The 13,811-nt window shown below is 61.4% G+C and carries 12 protein-coding genes and 1 tRNA gene; 4 read left to right on the top strand and 9 right to left on the bottom strand.

The features are described 5' to 3' along the window. Nucleotides 1–71 precede the first annotated feature (71 nt). The gene (locus GRF63_RS04240; protein ID WP_160484716.1) at nucleotides 72–1,193 is read left to right on the top strand and encodes a glycosyltransferase; all 1,122 of its coding nucleotides are present in this window, start codon (nucleotides 72–74) and stop codon (nucleotides 1,191–1,193) included. Here GRF63_RS04240 and GRF63_RS04235 read toward each other — a convergent pair. From GRF63_RS04235 to GRF63_RS04225, 3 genes are read right to left on the bottom strand one after another with little or no spacing between them, the layout of a single operon-like run. Further along, the gene (locus GRF63_RS04235) at nucleotides 1,100–2,041 is read right to left on the bottom strand and encodes a glycosyltransferase family 2 protein (protein WP_160484715.1); all 942 of its coding nucleotides are present in this window, start codon (nucleotides 2,039–2,041) and stop codon (nucleotides 1,100–1,102) included. The genes GRF63_RS04240 and GRF63_RS04235 overlap by 94 nt on opposite strands. After that, nucleotides 2,038–3,177, bottom strand: coding sequence for a glycosyltransferase family protein (locus GRF63_RS04230; RefSeq protein WP_160484714.1), 1,140 nt, complete (start codon nucleotides 3,175–3,177; stop codon nucleotides 2,038–2,040). The genes GRF63_RS04235 and GRF63_RS04230 overlap by 4 nt, the downstream gene beginning before the upstream one ends. Then, nucleotides 3,174–5,237: an HAD-IIB family hydrolase gene (locus GRF63_RS04225; RefSeq protein WP_160484713.1), complete on the bottom strand. Its 2,064-nt coding sequence runs from the start codon at nucleotides 5,235–5,237 to the stop codon at nucleotides 3,174–3,176. Before GRF63_RS04225 ends, GRF63_RS04230 begins: the two co-directional genes overlap by 4 nt. 165 nt (nucleotides 5,238–5,402) lie before the next feature. Between GRF63_RS04225 and GRF63_RS04220 the strand changes: the two genes are divergently transcribed. Then, a complete protein-coding gene (locus tag GRF63_RS04220) occupies nucleotides 5,403–6,167 on the top strand; it encodes an exonuclease domain-containing protein (protein WP_160484712.1) in 765 nt (254 codons plus the stop codon). 53 nt (nucleotides 6,168–6,220) lie between these two features. Here GRF63_RS04220 and GRF63_RS04215 read toward each other — a convergent pair whose 3' ends face one another. Continuing rightward, nucleotides 6,221–7,144, bottom strand: a complete 924-nt coding sequence (locus tag GRF63_RS04215) for a copper resistance protein B (protein ID WP_160484711.1) — start codon at nucleotides 7,142–7,144, stop codon at nucleotides 6,221–6,223. Then, nucleotides 7,141–8,880: a copper resistance system multicopper oxidase gene (locus tag GRF63_RS04210; protein ID WP_160484710.1), complete on the bottom strand. Its 1,740-nt coding sequence runs from the start codon at nucleotides 8,878–8,880 to the stop codon at nucleotides 7,141–7,143. The genes GRF63_RS04215 and GRF63_RS04210 overlap by 4 nt, the downstream gene beginning before the upstream one ends. A gap of 48 nt (nucleotides 8,881–8,928) precedes the next feature. On the opposite strand from GRF63_RS04210, the gene GRF63_RS04205 reads away from it, so the two are divergent. Next, on the top strand, nucleotides 8,929–9,201 hold the full coding sequence (locus GRF63_RS04205; protein ID WP_160484709.1) for a metal-sensing transcriptional repressor: 273 nt from the start codon (nucleotides 8,929–8,931) through the stop codon (nucleotides 9,199–9,201). 83 nt (nucleotides 9,202–9,284) lie between these two features. On the opposite strand, the gene GRF63_RS04200 is transcribed toward GRF63_RS04205, so the two are convergent. Beyond that, nucleotides 9,285–9,773 (bottom strand): cupin domain-containing protein, encoded by a 489-nt coding sequence (locus GRF63_RS04200; protein WP_160484708.1) that lies wholly within the window; start codon nucleotides 9,771–9,773, stop codon nucleotides 9,285–9,287. A gap of 13 nt (nucleotides 9,774–9,786) precedes the next feature. Then, nucleotides 9,787–11,997 (bottom strand): TonB-dependent receptor, encoded by a 2,211-nt coding sequence (locus tag GRF63_RS04195; protein WP_160484707.1) that lies wholly within the window; start codon nucleotides 11,995–11,997, stop codon nucleotides 9,787–9,789. 219 nt (nucleotides 11,998–12,216) lie between these two features. On the opposite strand from GRF63_RS04195, the gene GRF63_RS04190 reads away from it, so the two are divergent. Next, the gene (locus GRF63_RS04190) at nucleotides 12,217–13,155 is read left to right on the top strand and encodes an AraC family transcriptional regulator (protein WP_160484706.1); all 939 of its coding nucleotides are present in this window, start codon (nucleotides 12,217–12,219) and stop codon (nucleotides 13,153–13,155) included. A 72-nt stretch (nucleotides 13,156–13,227) separates the two neighbouring features. Here GRF63_RS04190 and GRF63_RS04185 read toward each other — a convergent pair. Next, nucleotides 13,228–13,301: transfer RNA gene (locus GRF63_RS04185), tRNA-Gln, on the bottom strand. A gap of 73 nt (nucleotides 13,302–13,374) precedes the next feature. Continuing rightward, entirely contained in the window at nucleotides 13,375–13,797 is a 423-nt protein-coding gene (locus GRF63_RS04180; RefSeq protein WP_160484705.1) for a DUF2147 domain-containing protein, read from the bottom strand. Nucleotides 13,798–13,811 lie beyond the last annotated feature (14 nt).

Here is a 13,811-nt window from a genome sequence, read left to right as displayed (position 1 = left end):
TGTTAGCTTTGTCCTAGCACTGCAATTTCAATCGTTTGAACGGTTATGACCATCTGCCCTGAAAGTAAGCGATGAAGATCGCCGTTCTCGCCCATATCCGCCACGCCATCGCAGAGCCTTTCAGCGGCGGCATGGAAGCGCATTGCGACATGCTGTGCCGCGGGTTGCGCGCCGCCGGCCATGATGTTGATCTGTTTGCCGCCAGTGGTTCAAACGATCCCGGCCTGATTCCGATCTGCGATGCACCCTATGATCATGTTCTGCCCTGGCATGTCTATCGCGGCACGCGCGAACTCGCCGCCTATCAGCGCGATGCCTTCGCACTTGCCCTGTCGCGCGTCGAAGGGGGCGGGTACGACGTGGTGCACAACAATTCGCTGTTCCCGGACATTATCGAATGGTGCGCCAATGCGGGCATAGCCTGCGTGACGTCGCAGCATGTTCCCCCGTTCGGCACGATGTTCGATGCGGTGTTGGCCGGGTGCGAGTATCCCCATATCGGCGCGACCGTGACATCGCGAGATCAGCTGTCGCTGTGGACCCGCAAGGGGTGCGATGCGCTGGAGGTTGTTCACAACGGCGTGGACACAGCATCATGGACGCCAGTCGAGGTAACCGGCGACTATTTTACCTGGGTGGGCCGCATCACCCCCAACAAGGGTCTTGGCCATGCCGTTCGTGCGGCCGGCAAGGCGGGCACCCGCCTGAAGATCTTCGGCCCGGTTGAAGACGCCGCCTATTTCGCAGAGGAAGTCGAGCCATTCCTTACCAATGGCATTGAATATCACGGACATCGCTCAGCCGATATATTGCGCAAGGCGGTTGCCAGCGCACGCGGCGCGCTGGTGACACCCCTTTGGGATGAGCCATTCGGCCTCGTCGCTGCAGAGGCGCTTTCTTGCGGCACACCGGTAATAGGCTTCAATCGCGGCGCGCTGGCCGAAGTGGTGGGAGATTGCGGCTGTCTGGTTGATGGCGCAGATGTCGATGCGCTCGCCATGGCTATCGCCAATGCCGGTCAGATCAGCCGCGCAGCTTGCCGACAGCGCGCCATTGATCATCTTTCCATCGAGGCGATGATCAGGGGTTATGAAGGCTGCTATGCAAAGGTGATTTCCGCATCGCGGCTTGCCCCTGTGCCAAGCCTGGCCTGTTCTTCCAATTTCTCCAGCACCAGTGCGCTGCTTGCGTAGGGCTGGTCCTCCTGTTGCCGGGTAAGCGCAAGATCGGCCTCTTCGGGTTCCTTCAGCTTGATCCAGCCGCCCTGACCGTCCGGCTCGATCAGGCCCATCAGCCGAAACGCGCGCAGCCAATGCTGCATGGTCGGCTCGCCCCACTTTTCGGCAAAGACTTTCGCGTTCTGCACCACGCTGTCGAGGTGATGGACGGGCGGCATATGGTGCTTGTGATATTGGTGATACGCCTTGGCACCGCGCGCCCACCAGAGCGGCACGTTCTTCGTCACCAGCGTGCGGCCAAAATCGGTGTCCTCCCCGCCATACCCGACATAGCGCGGATCGAACCCGCCGATCTCGTCAAAGGTTTTCGCGGTAAGAGCGAAATTGAGCGACCAGAAACAGCGGTAATCGCCGCACCGCCCCACCGTTCCCGGTGGCGGCCCGGCGCGCTCGGAATGCTTCACCGCCACTTCCTCGAACCTGCGATAATCGATGCCGCCATCGGTCGCGCCCATCGGCAGATACCCGACTTCGCCCATCAGGACGCCGTCGTTGAAGGCCGAGGCTGCGGCGTAATCATCGATCAGTCGCGGCGCGGGGATGCAATCGACATCGAGAAACACCAGCAAATCACCGCGCGCCCTTGCCGCTGCCGCGTTGCGCGCTTCGGCAAGGCATATGCCGCTGTCGCCTAGAACGACCTGGCGAACGGGGAAGCTGGTTGCCGGCAAGTGGTACCGGCTTTCCTGCATCACGGCGATCACCAGTTCGCCGGGAGGCCGGGTGGAATGGTTCAGCCCCCTCACCAGATTGGCAAGATGCGCCTGCCTGCCATGCGCCAGGGTGCAAACGGAAATGGTCATGCCACGATCTCCAGAGAGGGTTTCTGGCCGGATCCGGCCCACAGTTGCTGGCACAGATCGTCCAGCCAGATTGCCGCATTGCGTGCCGAGCCTGCATCGATCAGGGCGCGCTGCCGCCCGGCATCGATCATTCGCGCTGCCGTCCATAACTTGTCCCACGCCTGCGCATGGGACGGCCAATGGCGCGAAACCGCCGCCAGGCCTTCACGGTCGAGCACCTCTGCCTTGCAGAACTGCTCATCAAAATATCGCCACTCTGGGACCACGACCCAAGGCTTTCCCGCTGCCAGAACCATGTGAACGGTGGTGTTTCCGCAGGACGACACCACGCGATCGGCTGCGGCGATCCAATCGCGCGGATTATCGACCCAGCCCTTGTGTTCAAGGTTGCCGGGCGGCGTTTCATGCCATTCGGTCCTGACCGTGCCGATGGTCACCCATTTCACCTCCGGCTCTGCACGCGCGCCCAGTGTCAGCGGCGCAGACGGGCTGCCCTCCCCGCCGCCGCCGGCAATCACCAGGACAAGCTCCTGCTGCGGATCAAGGCCAAGCCGCTCGCGTGCTGCCTCCCTGTCCATCGGCTGCGCGCAATCGATGCCAACACCCGATGCGTAATGCGTTTTGTTGCGAAGTTTTGCGGGGCGGTCCGACTGCTCCAGATCCTGCGCGAACGGCGCGAGCAGGCCGACGGCGCTATCATAGGCCGCCATATGCCCCGGATCGGACCTTTCGCCATGCTGCAGCACGGCGACATGCGGCACCGAACAAAGGCGCGCCAACTGTCCCAGTTCAGCCGATACGTCGGTCACAAAAAGAGCAGGCTCGGCTTTCGCGAACCACTGCGCAATTGCGGCGAATGCCGTGGTTATCGTGGGCCACCCCAGCGGGGCGCAATGGACCGTTTCGGGCATGCCGAGCGACGCCATGGCGGGCGCCTCATGTCCCTCAGGCTCGAACAGGGATGGGATTTGGGCCACCTCTATCCGGGCATCAAGATCAGGAAAGATCTCCGGCTTCGCGCAGAACAGCGTCACGCCGCGCCGATCAATCAGCGCATTGGCGATCGAGGCGGCTCTTTCGGCGTGGCCGCGCCCCTGGTGGTGGACGAAATAGCCGACGGGTCCATCCATACTCATGCCGGAATCCTTCCGTTCTGGCGCAATCGCAACTGCCGGGCGCGGTGGTGGGCAAGAACCCCTTCAAGAGCGCCCGATGCGTTCTGTCGGCGTGATCGATACACATTCGGACGCGCCGCCAGAGACGCGACTTCCTCCGCATGATTGCCGACCAGTATGGCGTTTTCGCACGCGGTGAGCATATCGACATCATTGCCACTGTCGCCGGCTGCAAAGACACGGGCCGAAGCGATGCCGAATTGCCCGGCCACATATCGCATCGCAGCTGCCTTGCCCGCCGCGGGCGGCAATATGTCAAGCAAACGTCCGTGACTGAACACCACGCGAGCAGCGATACCTTCTAACCGCAGCGCCCGTTCGATCTTGGCGATGCAGCCTGTATCTTCCACGAAATAGCTGCGCTTGTGCGGCCGCTGTTCGTAGGAGGGCTGCGGCACCAGCTCCGGAAAACCGGCGACCACGCTATCGACGGCATGCGGGTCCCAGCCTCTTTCTACGATGCGGGCAAAGGCCTGATCCAGAACCAACTCTCCATTGTGCTGCAAATAAACCTCCGTTCCCACAGAGGTGATCCAGGCGAGCGGGAGCGGCAGCTTCCAATCGCGCACCAGCCGCCGCGCTTCCACGATGGATCGCCCGGTCGCCACCACGAAGCCGAACTCGCCCTGCCGCTGCATGAAGCGCCCGAACCGCATGATGCCTTTCGGACATCCGGTAAGCGTGTTGTCGAGATCGCTGACCAGAAGATACGTAGGCCGCTTCTTCCGCTCAGGCTCAGCCAGAATTTCTTCCGCGAGCAACGTGAAACCGGCCGCGTATTTGTCCCAGTTCATATCCAGGCTGTTCACTTGCGCATTTTTGGAGCAGCGGTCCCACAAAGGTCGCTCCGTCACCAATCGCTCTATCGCCCGGCCTATTTCGGCGGTGTTGCACGGGTCCACCAACAAACCGTGCTCCAGTTCCGCGATGATATCCTGCGGGCCGCCGATCTTCGTTGCCACCACGGGCAGGCCATGCGCCGCAGCCTCGACAATCGTCAGCCCGTAAGGCTCCATCAATGCCGGATTGACGAACACGCCGCGCGTTGAAGCGGCCAGCGCATAAAGCCCCTGCACATCGTCGCGCGAATGCGACTTGGGATAGGCGACGCTGCCATAAAGATCGTACCGATCGATGCGTGCGACCAGTTCTCGCTGAATTTCCTGTTGTTCGACATTTCCCGTATCGAGATCGTCGCGCAGACCGGCGAGGATGACGAGATTGCACCGGTCGCGAAGAAGACTGGACGCGGCGAAGGCATCGACCAGCGCGGCGAGGTTCTTCTTGTGAACAGGCCGCGCAATCGCAAGCACCATTGGTTTTGCCGGATCGCGCAGGAATGGCGCCACAAGATCGGACGCCGCGGAAATGCACCCGGCAGAGCGGCCACGGTCAATACCGGGGACAAGCCGATTTATCCTGCCAATCCGCGCAGAGGGATAGGCCGCCAACTGTCGCTCGCACTCATCGCGTGAGGATCCGATAACCGCACGCGCCTTCGCGATAGCGCGATCCTCCTCGGCAATTCGCGCCTCTATGGTTTCGGAACGTTCCGCCAGTGCGGCACGCTTGTCGATCCCCAGCGAATGGGCGGTGTAAATGAAGGGGATCCCCAGTTCCTTCTCGACAGCCATCGCCACGTCTGCCGCGTCCGCAAAATGTGCGTGGATCAAATCCGGAAGCCGGTCTCGCCCGCGAAATTCGGCAATCAGCGCATCGGTGAAAGCCTTGCGATCGTCCCTCAGGGCATCCTTGGCGAGATAGGCCGAATTGCCGCTCTCCACCCGCGTGATCACGAGTTTGGAGTTGATCCATTCCTGCGGCTGCGTATGGACGGCACCAAGGCGCGGCTCGTCAAACTGCCGGGTCACGATCTCTGCAAAACGGATATCTTCGCGCCGGGACAACGCCTCCATCTCGCCAAGAATATAGGTGATATGCCCACCTGTATCCTCGGTCAGGCCATATCGGACCGGTTCAGCCTTCAGGCAGCCGCCAAGCGCGAGCGAAACGATGTGCAACAGCAGTCCCCTTTGTGAATCAAGTTGTTGAACGCGGCGCTGGGGACGCAGGGGCCTTAACCAACCAATGTTGGTTGCGCGGCTGGCGGCATAGCGCCGGACCTTGGCCTGCATTCGCACAGCCGGCACAAAACCCGTGCGGAGCGCCTCGATCGTTCCTACTTCATGCCCATGCAGCCGACGAACCGAGTACGCGTAATCGATCTGGAGACGACCGGGTCCAGTCCGCCTGCCCACGGCGTGTGCGAGATTGGTTGGCAGGATGTCGTGCTGGGGAAGGATGGGCGATGGGCTCTTGGCGCCGATCACGGTGCCAGTTTCGTCGATCCGGGCAGACCGATACCCCCGGTAACGATGGCCGTTCATCACATACTGGACGAGGATGTAAAAAGCTCTCCCTTCTGGCAGGAGGTTGCCCCGCCAATCCTGCGTCCCGAAGGCGGGACCGCGGCGCTGGCCGCGCATCGTGCATCGTTCGAGCAGCGCTTTTGCACGCCAAAGCTTTCGGGCGGGGCGCAGTGGATCTGCACATGGAAGTGTGCGCTGAGAATTTGGCCAGACAGTCCCAGCTTTTCCAACCAGGTGCTGCGCTACTGGCGAATGCCCGATGGCCTGGAACACCAGAGAGGTCTTCCCATCCACAGGGCATTTCCGGATGCCTATGTAACGGCGCATCACCTGCGCGATCAGCTTAACGAAGCGGGCCTGGAGCAATTGCTGACCTGGAGCGCGCAGCCGGGATTACTCCCCCGTGTGCCCTACGGAAACGATCGGGGCCGCTACTGGCATGAGCTGGAAGATGACCTTTTGCGGCGCTACACCTCTGACCGAAACGAGGACGTCCGTTTTTCAGCGCAGCAGGAGATCGCGCGCCGGGAGGGCGCGACCCAGACGCCCTACGCCGGTCCCGCTCAGGGAAAACTGCTCTAGCGCCAGCCGATCTGTGAGTGGCCATAAAAGCCCGCCCGCAGATCTTGGGACCTTCAGAACCAAAAGCGCAATCCGATCAGAACAGACACGCCGTCGGGATCTTCCCCTGCGGCGCGGATGTAGTCTGCCGTTTTTCCGGTGGCTGCCTCATATTCCACGCCGATATAGGGCGCGAATTCGCGGACGATCTCGTAACGCAGGCGCGCGCCTACCTCTATCTTCGATAGACCAGCGCCCACCCCGCGTTCGGGAATGTCCTGTGCGGACAATTCCGCCTCGATGCGCGGTTGCAGGATCAGGCGCTGCGTGAACTTCATATCATGCTCGGCCTCGATCCTGGCGGTAAGATCGCCCTCGTCCGAAACGAAGCCTGCGGCATCGAAATGGATCATGTAGGGCGCAAGGCCCGCCACGCCGACAGCAAGGTGCGCAGTGGTTTCCGGTTCCACGTCCACGCGCATCCCGGCCTGAAGGTCCACGAACGGACCGATAGCGTGCCCCCACAACAGCTGCATCTCGGCATCGTCAACCGCGCCGCTAACCAGCTCGCCCTCGCCTTCTGTCTTGAACACGATCTTGTCCGTCGCGGTGCCATACCAGCCGCTGACATCCCACAAATAGGCATCATCGCCATCCGACAGGCGCGCTTCCAGCCGTTCGGCCAGCACCATGCCGGTGGTCATCCTGCCATGGGCGATGCGGCTGTATTCGCGCGCTTCGGAAAGCCTTTCCGGGTCGAAATAGAGTTCGGCAGCGTGATCAGGCCCCTCAAAAGCGCGCGGCGGAGGCGGGCCTTCGGGAATAGCAATGTCACCGTGATCCATCTCGCCATGGTTCATGGACGAGTGGTCCATTTGGTCATGCGCTGAATGGTTTTCCTGTGCCGGGGCGTCGCGGCCTTCGTGCGCGGAATGGTCCTGCGCGGCGGCGGGTGCGGCGATCAGGGCGGTGGTGGCATAAAGCAGAGCGCGCATCATGCCTCTCCCTCTTGCCGCAAGGGGCGCACGGTCACGGTCTGCATCATGCCTGCATGCATGTGATACAGCAGGTGGCAGTGGAAGGCCCAGTCGCCCGGCTCGTTTGCCGTCAGGTCAAAGGTGGCCGTGCCGCCCGGCTGCACGATAACGGTGTGCTTCAGCGGCTGGTGCATCATGCCCGCACCGTTCACCAGTTCGAAGAAATGGCCGTGCAGGTGGATGGGATGCGCCATCATGGTGTCGTTCACCAGCTTCACCCGCACGCGCTCGTCATAGCCAAAGCGGATCGGATCGTCGGTGACAGCGCTGAATTGCTTGCCGTCGAACGACCACATGTAGCGTTCCATGTTGCCGGTGAGGTGGATTTCCATGCTGCGCGTGGGCATGCGGTGCGGATTGGCCTTGGCGGCCTTCAGGTCCGTATAGCGCAGCACGCGGTGATCGACATTGTCGAGACCGAGGCCGGGAAAATCCATCCGGTCCATCGGCATGGGCGAAACCATGTCGATGCCGGGTCCGACCTTTACATCATCGGGCAGCAGCGAGGTATCGCGCATGGGATGATCCATTTGGGGATGCACCATGCCACCCGAACCATGGTGCATCCCCGCCATGCCATCCATATCGCCCATGCCGCCCATACCCATATCGGCCATCGTCAGCGTCACCGGCTCTCGCAGCGGGGGCGCTTCGGCGCGGTGCCCTGCGTGGGAGGTAAGGCTGGCGATGCCCATGCCAGAACGGTCCATCGCTTCGGCGACGAGCGCGTGGCTGCCATCGGGAGGGGTGACGATAACGTCGTAAGTCTCGGCAGTGCCGATCTGGAATTCGTCCACCTCGACAGGCTCCACCTCCTGCCCGTCAGCGGCAATCACCTGCATCTTCACGCCGGGAATGCGGATGTTGAAGAATGTCATGGCGGACCCGTTGATGATCCGTAGCCGCACCCGTTCGCCGGGCTGGAAGAGGTATTCCAGATTATCCGCCGGGCCGTGTCCGTTCATCAGATAGGTGTAAGTCGCGCCCGTCACGTCCGAGATATCGCGCGGGTTCATTCGCATCGCGCCCCACATCAGCCGATCTTCCAGCGACATCTCGCCATTGCCCACGGTCATCATCTGGCGGTTGAAGTAATGCTCCCCCACCATCAGCATCCGCGCGATGTCATGCGGATGGCGCGGGGTAAATTCGCTCAGCAGCACGACGTAGTCGCGGTCATAGCGCGGATCCGGCATGTGGTGGGCGTGTTCACCCTCGATCACGATGGGGCCGTAGTGACCCGCCTGTTCCTGCAGGCCGGAGTGACTGTGCCACCAGTAGGTGCCGGTTTGCCGAATGGGGAACGTGTACTCGAACGTCTCGCCCGGACGAATGCCGGGAAAGCTGACGCCGGGCACGCCGTCGAACTGGAAAGGCAGCAGCAGCCCGTGCCAGTGGATTGAGCTGTCCTCCTCCAAATTGTTGGTGACGTTCAGCGTCACATCCTGCCCTTGGCGCAGACGGATCAGCGGGCCGGGCACCGTGCCGTTCACCGCGATCGCGTGGCCACTGCGCCCACCTGTCCTGAAATGGTGGTTACCGATGGAAAGATCGATGGTGTCGCCCGAAAGCTCGCCAAATCCCTGCCGCGCGTGGCTGAGCGATTGTCCCCGCGCCCATGACGGGATGGAGAGCCCCGCGGCCGCCAGTGCACCGGAGCCCAGCAAGCCGCGCCGGGAAATCAGGGGTTGTTTCATGCACGCCAGCTACATACCCTAGGGGGGTATTACAAGGGGCGTAAGAACGTGGTCCAGCAAACGAAATCCCTGATAAACCGCCTCGGTCGTATCGAAGGACAGGTCCGCGGCGTACGCGCGATGGTGGAGCAGGATCGCTACTGCATTGATATCCTCCACCAGATCCAGGCGGTGAAAGCCGCGCTGGCAAAGGCGGAGGACGAAATTCTCAAGACCCACGCGTCGCATTGCGTGGCGGAGGCTATCGCATCGGGCGATGAGGCAGAGCAGCGCGCCAAATTCGGCGAACTGGTGGACCTATTCGCCAAGGCAAAACGATAGTGCTCGCCCATCCAAGGTGGACTTACTCTGGCGCGATGCCACCCTCTTCACTGCCGCAAGCCTTTACAGCCTTCCACCGCTGATCAGTTGGTCAGCGAATTAAAGTCCAGTTCGGCATAGGCTTCGGGCGTGATGCGTTCGCACGCCTTGAACAGGCGCGTGCGCAGCAGGGTCTTGGTGCCGTCCGGATTGTGATCCTCCAGCAGCTTATCATTGCCCTTGCCGCCCATCAGCGTGGTCAGCAGCACGGCGCCCTTGTCCTTGGTTATCGGCTGGTGCACCTCCACCGTGGTTTCATACGCGATGTCGCCCTGGCGGAAGCACAGGTCGTCATAGAACCATTCGCCCTCCAGCGTGTAGGCCGTGGCCGTGCAATGGTGGCCATGCACGGGGGTTACGGTCCACGGCGGCATCTTGAAATTGAGGATGACGATATTGTTCACCTCGTCCACCTGCAACACCCGGAAAAACGTGTTGGGGATGAGCTGGTAGGGGAGCCACGGAATCTCTTCCGAAGATACCTGCTGCACCGGAGGAACGTCCGTCTCGTCTGCGTAGGTTACGATTTCCATGATTTGCTCCTCTTCAGAAACTGTAGGCAAGCGAGGCGCCGACAGTGCGCGGCGGTGCTGCCGTCCCGGCAACGCCGAAGACGGATGTCGGCACATCCAGAAAGTAGCGCGAATTGGTGAGGTTGTTGACGTAGAACCGCGCTTCCAGCCCCGCGCGAGGGTTCTTGAACGCCAGCCCAAGGGTGACGTAATGATAGGCTTTCTGCCGGCTCAGGCGAAGCGGCCCGCCCGCGCCGGGCAAGAGATCGTATTCGCTGGTGTAGCGATCGTTCACCGTCAGCTCGGCATCCCAATCCGCGGTAACGGGCACGCTGTAGGACGCACCCACCGTGAAGGAGAATTCCGGCGCGCGGGGGATGCGCGCTCCCGACAGGTCTGCCTTGCCCGCGACAAGTCCGGGGCCGCCCGTGGGAACGGGGCACCCAGGATAGTCCGGAGAAGGCGCAGAGGCCGGGCAATAGATCGCCGCACTGGCGTAATTGCGGAACTTGGCGCTTTCGATGAGGCCGCCTGCATAGACCGAAAGGGCATCGGTGAGGCGCGCTGAGGTGTTCAGCTCCAAACCGTAGATGCGGGCCCGCGCAGCATTTTCGGCGCTGATGCCGCCCGACTGGGAATCGACGAAGCTGACCTGGATATCCTTGTAATCGTAATAGAAACCCGCGCCCGACACATCGACGCGGCCATCGAAAGCCTTCGCCTTGAACCCCAGTTCGTAGCTGTCGAGCTCTTCGGGCCGCAGTGCATTCAGCGTATTGAACGCCGGCGTGTTGTAACCGCCGCTCTTAACGCCCTTGCTGTAGCTGGCGTATATCGTGCTCGTCCCGGTTTCCCGTGACAGCACCACGCGCGGCGTGAAATTGCGGAAGGTCGTCTGCTGCTCCACGAATGGCACCGCGCCGAATGCGGCCTCCGCGCCAGCATTGTTAATCGCCCGCAGCTTCTTCGTATCGATGTTGTAGCGCCCGCCCACGGTAAGCTTGAGCGTATCGGTCAGCTCGTAGCTGCCCTCCGCATATGGCGAGATGGAGGCCAGTTTCACGCGGGTCGTGCCGCCAGCATCCTGGAACGGGCCGAAGGCATCACCGAACACACGGATCAGCAGGCTGTCGGTGTCCAGCTCTCCGCTCAGGCCCGCGATGAGGTTGAACCGGCCGGAAAAGCGCGTCTTTACGTAGGTGTCCTGGGTCAGCGTCGTGCCGTATTCCTCGGCCCTGCTGTTATAGAGATCGCCGCGCGCGAAATCCTGGTCCACGAAGATCGCGTAATTGAAATCCCTGATGCCGGTTACGCTGATGATGTCAAAATCGTCTGCCTCGTATCTGAGGTTGAGCGTTCCGGCGAGGTATTTGATATTGGTCTTGCGGGTCTTTGTCTGATCCGTTTTGTAAAAATCGCTGGGCGGGGTCGTGCCGTAAATCGCGCATGACAGGCAAAGCGGCGCGTTCACCAGCGTGCGGCGTGCCAGCGGGTCGTTGCGCTCTTCATGATATTCAACGGAAGCGAAGGCAGTGAAGCGGCTGCCCGGCGTCCACCCCAGCTTTGCGCGTACGGTGCCTGAATCAAAGCCGCTCAAACGCTCACCATTGGCCTCGTTGCGGGTATAGCCGGATAGATGGGTGAACTTGCCCGCGATGCGAAAGGCGAGATCATCGCTCATCGGCACGTTGAGCATCGCCTCGCCGCCAAGGCGGCCGTAATTGCCGATCTCTACGCCAACCTTCCCTTCAAGAAACGGCACAGGATCATTGGTGTTGACGAGGACCACCCCGCCCGTGGCGTTGCGGCCGTAAAGAGAACCTTGCGGACCGTTCAGGACCTCGATGCTCCTGAGATCGACGATGTCGACCGACGCGCCGACCTGGCGCTGCAGGTAGACACCGTCGACATATGTGGCGACGCTGGATTCAAGGCCCGCATAGGCGGAATTGGTGCCAATGCCGCGGATGTAGATCTGGGCCGACCCACCACTATCGTTGTAAACGACGGACGGAAGCAGGACCTGCGCCTCACGCACGCTACCCACGTTCAGGCTCTCCAACTGGCCCGCATCGATGGAAATGGCGGCAACCGGCGCCTGGTCCAGCGGCTGGCCCGCCTTGGTCGCCGTAACAACGATCGTTTCCCCAACGGGGACATCGCTCTCTGTGTCGCTCGGTGTTTGCTGCGCCATCGCAGGAGTCGCAGCCAGAGCCAGCAGGCTGACACCCAAAATATACCTCATCCCTCACCCCATTCTTATGTCTTGGCTATGCAGCGCCCGCTCTAATCCGGCGAGTATGACCGCTGTCGACCGTGGCCGGATCATGCGCGGACCGGAAATAGTAAGCAACTTTACAATCGGCGCGCGATACGCCAAAAACCGTGCATATAACGACAAGACGAGGCGGGGAGAAAGCCGATGCTGGTGGCGCCTATCAAGTTGCGAGGGGATTTGCTGACCATGGCCGAACACGGCCTGGATCCGCGCAGTCTGATCGGCAATTCCGGCGTAAGCTATGAGGAGATACTGGCCAAGCGCCCGATCTCTTGCGAGGCGATGTCGGACGTTTACGCGCATGTTATCGCAAAGGCGCCGGCAGATTTTGCGCTGTCCTGCGGCCAGTCCATCCGGCTCCAATACATGGGTTCTCTGGGTTACAGGCTCAGCAATTGCGCCACGGTGGGTGAACTGCTGGCCGACTGGGTGCGCTATTCCGGCAATATCGGATACCCTCTTGTCGGTTCGCTGAAAGTGGCCGGAGACCGCTGGCGCATGACCTTCGTTCCGCGTTTCCCGATGTCGCCCCATGCCGAGGAATTTTGCGTCACTTCAACGCTGGCGGGATTTGCGAAATCCGTGTTGAACCTCAGCGGGCATCGGATCTCCATGCGGCGCATCGGCTTTTCCAATCCCGCGCCCGAAGATAGCGACAGCTATCTCGCGCTTGCCGCCGAGGTGACGTTCGGTTGCCCCGCCCCCTTCGTGGAAGGCGATCGCGAAGACCTGGACCGGCCCATCGCGACGGCCGATGCCGATCTGTTGCAAGCCTGCGAGGATCTGTGCCAGCGAGAATGGAGCCAGGAAAATAGTCGCGTGACGGAGCGTTTGTATGCGCTGTTCGGGCTGAAGGGAGTGGTAACCCTTGCGGACGCGAGCAAGCACATGGGTATGAGCCAGCGATCCCTACAGCGCAATTTGTCGATGGAGGGCAGCGGGTACACCGGAGTTCTGGACGATTATCGTCACCGGCGCGCGCTTGTCCTGCTGCAACAGGGGCGGTGCAGCAAAAGCATCGCCTTTGAACTGGGTTTCGATCACGACAGCAGCTTCCGCCGTTCTTTCCGGGGTTGGACGGGTGTTTCCGTTTCCGAATGGCGGAAGGACCGCGTTTCAGTCTGACAGTGGCGAATGCGCCGAGCGGCGCGTCTATTGCCGCAAAGGGCAAACCTTAGCTGTCAAATTATAAGGAAATGGATGCCCCGCAAGGACTCGAACCTTGATTGACGGAGTCAGAGTCCGCTCTCTTACCATTAGAGGACAGGGCAATAAGGAGCGCGCCACTAGCGCTGCCTTGGGATTCGGTCAAGTCCTTAACCGGGATTTGTGGCAATTCCGGCTCTATCTGGCTGCGGGCCAGATGCGTGAGCGGCAGAACAGGGTAACACAGCCCTTCACTTCCAGCGCGCCGTTTGCAGCCGGGCGCACTTCGGTGCGGTAGGTGTTGCCGTCTTCGGGGTTGTACACCTCGCCGCGCCATACATCATCATCCCAGCGCAGGTTCTTGAGAATGGTGATGCCCAGGATCGGGCGCTTGCGCAGGGCCGGATTGTCATTATGCACATCATTGGTCGGCTCCCCCGGCTTGCGCTTCAGGATGCGGGTTATTTCGCCGCAGCGCGCATTGCCGCATGGCGCCACGGTTATCTCCGTATAGCCGTCGGAATCCTTGTAGACGCCATCGATGTTGCTTTGCGCCGCAGCCGGAGAGGCGAGCAGCGCGGTGGCGGAGGCGGCGATCAGTGCCAGTTTCTTCAGTCCCATGGCAGGTTATACGC

Source organism: Aurantiacibacter rhizosphaerae (genome assembly GCF_009807005.1).
Taxonomy (GTDB): domain Bacteria; phylum Pseudomonadota; class Alphaproteobacteria; order Sphingomonadales; family Sphingomonadaceae; genus Alteraurantiacibacter; species Alteraurantiacibacter rhizosphaerae.
Note: the sequence above shows the minus strand (reverse complement) of the source record. Positions and strands in the feature narration are given on the sequence as shown.

Excerpts from the sequence above, each read along its gene's own strand:
- GRF63_RS04235 (WP_160484715.1), bottom strand. The coding sequence starts at position 2,041 with ATGACCATTTCCGTTTGCACCCTGGCGCATGGCAGGCAGGCGCATCTT.
- GRF63_RS04200 (WP_160484708.1), bottom strand. The coding sequence starts at position 9,773 with ATGGAAATCGTAACCTACGCAGACGAGACGGACGTTCCTCCGGTGCAG.
- GRF63_RS04215 (WP_160484711.1), bottom strand. The coding sequence starts at position 7,144 with ATGATGCGCGCTCTGCTTTATGCCACCACCGCCCTGATCGCCGCACCC.
- GRF63_RS04190 (WP_160484706.1), top strand. The coding sequence starts at position 12,217 with ATGGCCGAACACGGCCTGGATCCGCGCAGTCTGATCGGCAATTCCGGC.
- GRF63_RS04210 (WP_160484710.1), bottom strand. The coding sequence starts at position 8,880 with ATGAAACAACCCCTGATTTCCCGGCGCGGCTTGCTGGGCTCCGGTGCA.
- GRF63_RS04220 (WP_160484712.1), top strand. The coding sequence starts at position 5,403 with ATGCCCATGCAGCCGACGAACCGAGTACGCGTAATCGATCTGGAGACG.
- GRF63_RS04195 (WP_160484707.1), bottom strand. The coding sequence starts at position 11,997 with ATGAGGTATATTTTGGGTGTCAGCCTGCTGGCTCTGGCTGCGACTCCT.
- GRF63_RS04240 (WP_160484716.1), top strand. The coding sequence starts at position 72 with ATGAAGATCGCCGTTCTCGCCCATATCCGCCACGCCATCGCAGAGCCT.
- GRF63_RS04180 (WP_160484705.1), bottom strand. The coding sequence starts at position 13,797 with ATGGGACTGAAGAAACTGGCACTGATCGCCGCCTCCGCCACCGCGCTG.
- GRF63_RS04230 (WP_160484714.1), bottom strand. The coding sequence starts at position 3,177 with ATGAGTATGGATGGACCCGTCGGCTATTTCGTCCACCACCAGGGGCGC.